At 68.0% G+C, this 3917-nt stretch carries 3 protein-coding genes and 2 pseudogenes; 1 reads left to right on the forward strand and 4 read right to left on the reverse strand.

Annotated elements, in window-relative coordinates; all coding sequences use genetic code 11:
• Positions 1 to 1163: 1163 nt before the first annotated feature.
• The 4 genes and pseudogenes from ACY5KJ_RS14375 to ACY5KJ_RS14390 form a co-directional block, all read right to left on the reverse strand.
• Positions 1164 to 1613 (reverse strand): annotated as a pseudogene (locus ACY5KJ_RS14375) (restriction system modified-DNA reader domain-containing protein); the annotation flags it as partial.
• Between the two features lie 33 nt (positions 1614 to 1646).
• Positions 1647 to 2903 (reverse strand): type II toxin-antitoxin system HipA family toxin, encoded by a 1257-nt coding sequence (locus ACY5KJ_RS14380; RefSeq protein WP_462203573.1) that lies wholly within the window; start codon positions 2901 to 2903, stop codon positions 1647 to 1649.
• Entirely contained in the window at positions 2903 to 3217 is a 315-nt protein-coding gene (locus tag ACY5KJ_RS14385) for a helix-turn-helix domain-containing protein (protein WP_462188213.1), read from the reverse strand. The genes ACY5KJ_RS14380 and ACY5KJ_RS14385 overlap by 1 nt, the downstream gene beginning before the upstream one ends.
• 169 nt (positions 3218 to 3386) lie before the next feature.
• Positions 3387 to 3554, reverse strand: a complete 168-nt coding sequence (locus ACY5KJ_RS14390; protein ID WP_462203574.1) for a hypothetical protein — start codon at positions 3552 to 3554, stop codon at positions 3387 to 3389.
• A 69-nt stretch (positions 3555 to 3623) separates the two neighbouring features.
• Between ACY5KJ_RS14390 and ACY5KJ_RS14395 the strand changes: the two are divergent.
• Positions 3624 to 3917, forward strand: a pseudogene (locus tag ACY5KJ_RS14395) (hypothetical protein); the annotation flags it as partial.

Consider the following 3917-nt stretch of genomic DNA (forward strand, 5'->3'; position numbering starts at 1 on the left):
ACCGTTGGGACGGTAAGGACCGTTGGGACGGCAAGGACCGGCACCACAAGGACGACTGGGATTGGGATTGGGACTGGGACTGAGTTGACGAGAGGACCCGGACGGAACGCCACTGAAATACAGCGAACCGCTAGGGAGTCGAAATGAAATAACTTGCGCGTTTCGAACCCTCCACAGCCCTGTGACCTGCGATGATGCTCTCGATCACGTATTTGTTACTTCATTACGTCCCCTAGGAGAGACGTGTAGCGGGGTTGGCCAGGGCGTCCGGAACGGATTCCAATCGGCAATGCTCGCCCGGGTTCTCCGGCCACCGCGGCGCCGGACATCGTAGCTCTGCGATGTCCGGTGCTCGCGTCCTGTGGCCGCCGCGCGCGGGTGGCGGGAAGGCGGCGCTCCGGCTCCCCTCCAGCTTCACCATTCTCCTCGGTCGCCCCCTCCTTACCGGTTTTGTGGCGTGGAGGCCCCGCCGTTTACGGCGGGGAGAAAACGCCGTCCTATCGGGGCATCAGTTGTCCTTCCTTCCGTAGAATTGAGGGTCGAACGGGTGTTCCGTGGATCTGGCAGGTCCTGAGATCGCAGCCACACTCCTGGCGGTTGCCGCGGCAATCGCAGTCTGCTGCGGACTGCTCCCGTCGACCGCGGGACGCGGCGACCGTCGGCGGCGCGTTGACGACCTGGACCGCTGTGCCTGCAATATTGCAGGCGCAGCGGCTACAGTAAGGTCATGGCCGTGATCGACTGTTCGGCGTTGGTGCGAACGCTGACAGACCACAGCGCGGGCGGGGTCGCCGTGCGCCGTCGACTCGCGGTGTCGAATCGTTCGCGGCACCCGGCCTGCTCGACTACGAGATGATTTCGGCCTTGTTCGGAATGCGCCGGGGAGGCAAGCTGACCGAGCGGGAGACAGCGAAGGCCATCGCCTCGAACCCTGGCCTCAGTCCCACCACGCCAGACCTCGTCGAAGCAGCCACCCACCCCGAAACAATCAGAGCCGTCGTCGCCCTCCTCACCGCCCGCGGCCACCCCCGAAGAGCCGACTTGACTGGCAAGATCATGGTCCGGTGGTCGGGGGCCGACTTCAACGGCAAAAGGACGCCCACGGATTTTGCCATCGAAGTTGATCTGCCCAGGTCACGGCTGTCGACGGGCCGAGATGCCTGTCACCGGACACCTGAGCAGGGGAGATGTCCAGTGACCGCGCCGCCCGTGACATCATCTACCGAATCGAACGGGTGTTCTGTAGTCCTGGCGGTTCCGGACACCTCGACCCGTCTCGCGACCGTGATCGTCGGGGCGGGCCCGCATGCCTCAGCCGTTCCGCTCGGCGCCGGAGGACAGCAGGTATCGGGCACGGGTCGCGAACAGCGTGTCGTTCGTTCGTTCCACTCGCCAGAACCGCCAGTCGCCCGGGTTGGGCGCTCCGGTGGAGCAGCCTTGGCTGCGGCGCTCGCCGAGCGGTAGACCTCGCCGGAGGCCGTGCGGATCCGGCCGTCGGCCGTCAGGGTCGCTGGGAACAGCCGACCGCTGCGGCGCCCGACGAGCCGCTCGCCAGCGCGCAGGAGGCCAGCGTCGATCAAGTCTGCCAGGGTCGCGTTGTAGCGATGCCGCCGCGGGCGTGCTTCGTCGTAACCGCCGGCAACATCTCAAGGCACACTGAGAGCACGGGCGATCCGTCGCTGTTCGCTCTCGTAGGCCACTGCCATCCGGTCGGCCTGGCTTTTCGGGATGCCGAGCCCGGCTGCGGCCTGCCGCCAGCCCGCCGTGGCGGTCTCCACCTCCCTGACGAGGTCGCGGGCCCTCGGCGGCGACAAGCGGAAGTAGTTGCCCACCGACAGCGCGAGGTCGATGCTTGCGTCGGTGTTGTCGAGATCGACGGCCGTGCTCAGCCGGGCCGGATTGTCCGGATTGGGGTTGAGGTCGTAGGCAGGAGAGAGCGCCCAGCCGTCTCGCTCGCGCAGGAACGCGTGATTGCGCAGGTGGTCGTCAGTGTTTCCGGTCAGGATGGAGAACAGGATCCGCCGGTAGAGCTCACGCAGGTCGGCGTCAGCTCTCGGCGAGTAGCGTTCGATCACTTCGGCGATCTCGAGGTAGCTGCGGAGGTCCTCGTCGGAGGCCTCGAGCATGGTCAGGGCGCTTGCGAACCCCAGACGCCGCGCGCCGATGCGGTCGAAGCGGCTCAGGAGTAGTACGTGCCGGCCGGCAACGGTCAGCAGTTCCGACTCCGCCACGGTAAGCCCCGCTCTGCGAGCGAGTCTCAGTTGTACCTCCTCCCAGCCGGCCACGTCCCATTCGTCACTGTCCGAACGCGGGAACTTGGCGATCGAGAGCCGCCCGGACACGTCCCGCACCGCCGCCTTGGGGCGCGCGCCGCCGAGCGAGCTACCTGCGTCGATGAGGTCCGCGAGGTCGCGGTCGAAGTCGCCCTCCGCGCGGACGCGGTCGGCTGCTCGCATGAGCCGGGCCAGGTCGATCAGCCGTGGGACCGCGTGCCGGTGCGTCGAATAGTAGGTGGCGGTCGCCGGCTGGCGGAACCTGACACCTCCCTGGCGGGTGTCGTCGCGGACGCCGAGAAGGAAGTCGGCCTTACCGAGAGTGCGAGGTGTGGTCTCGGCGGCGCGGGCGCGCTCGCGCTCCTCACGCCTCATGAGGTTCTCGCCCCATCGGTCGGGGGCGCTGTCGGCGAACGCGTTGAAGATGGCCGACCCCGGCGGCGTGTGGAAGACGCCGGCGGCTCTGGCCAGCGCCGGGTCGAGGTCGTATCCAGCCGGGTTGGTCAGGTAGGCGTCGGCATATCGGAACGTGGCGCTCTGTCCGCCGCGGTCGTGAAGCCACAACGTCCCGGCGGCGGTCTCCTGCCCGTCGATCTCGACGGTGACCTCGACAGGATCCCGTCCGGCCATCAGCGCCGTACTCGCTTGGGGAGGATCTCGTCCATGCGCAGCCGGCCGATGTCGGTCTCGTACGGGTCGGTGGCCCTGACGACGGCATCCATGATCCCGATGGTGCGTAGCACCCTGAACAGGTTCTCGGTGCTCGCGGTGCCCTTACCCTGCTCGATGGCGCGCAGCGTGTCCCGGGAGATCCCGGCTCGCTGGGCGACCTGGGCCGCGGTCAGCCGGTTCAGCTTCCGCCAGGTCGACACATGCTCGCCGAGCAGACGCAGCGACCGCGCCACCGACAACGGCGTGGCATGCGAGGCCCTGTCACCGACCATAGCCAGCATCATACGAGCCTACGGCGGTTAAGTTCGCCGTTAAGTGCGGCTGCCTCCAGGCGGTGGCTGACCAGGTGGGGCAGGCCGGGGCGAAGACGGTCATGACGGGTAGATCGCGTGCCCACCCGGGCCGTCTGAGATTGTCCTGCCGGCCCACGTTCCTGCCGGCTCACGCGAGACGCCGAGCCGGCGGGGCCACGATGATCTTGGATGGCGTGGAGACGCCGCGGTCTCCTTCATCGCGATCCGGGTCATCGGCGAACAGGTTGCCCCGCACGTCCCCGGTGCCGACCCCGCCGCTGACGGCGGCGACGACACCTGTCGTCCTGGAAGACAAAGCACCCGGCAGGGTGGAAAAATACCCACCGGGTCGCCGGAGCCGCGGACTACACCAACCGTTTGCAGCTCACCGGACAGTGCGGTCACCACCGCGATCTGGGGGCCGCTGTTCTGCGCGTTCGCACCCCTGACCATCCTGGCCATCCCGATCGGCCTGGCCGTCGCCGTCACCGCCGTCGTCGTGATCGTCCCGGCCCGGGCCCAGGTCTTCGGGGACCTGATCGAAGCCGCCTACGACCAGCACCGCACCGTCCTCTACACCCAGCTCCGCTGGCCCCTGCCCGCCAACCCCCAGCAGGAACGGGAACACGGCCAGCGGCTGACCGCCTACCTGTGGCGCGGCTCCGACACCCCCGACCCC

It is taken from the genome of Frankia sp. CcWB3, assembly GCF_977927595.1.

Excerpts from the sequence above, each read along its gene's own strand:
- ACY5KJ_RS14385 (WP_462188213.1), bottom strand. The coding sequence starts at position 3,217 with ATGGTCGGTGACAGGGCCTCGCATGCCACGCCGTTGTCGGTGGCGCGG.
- ACY5KJ_RS14380 (WP_462203573.1), bottom strand. The coding sequence starts at position 2,903 with ATGGCCGGACGGGATCCTGTCGAGGTCACCGTCGAGATCGACGGGCAG.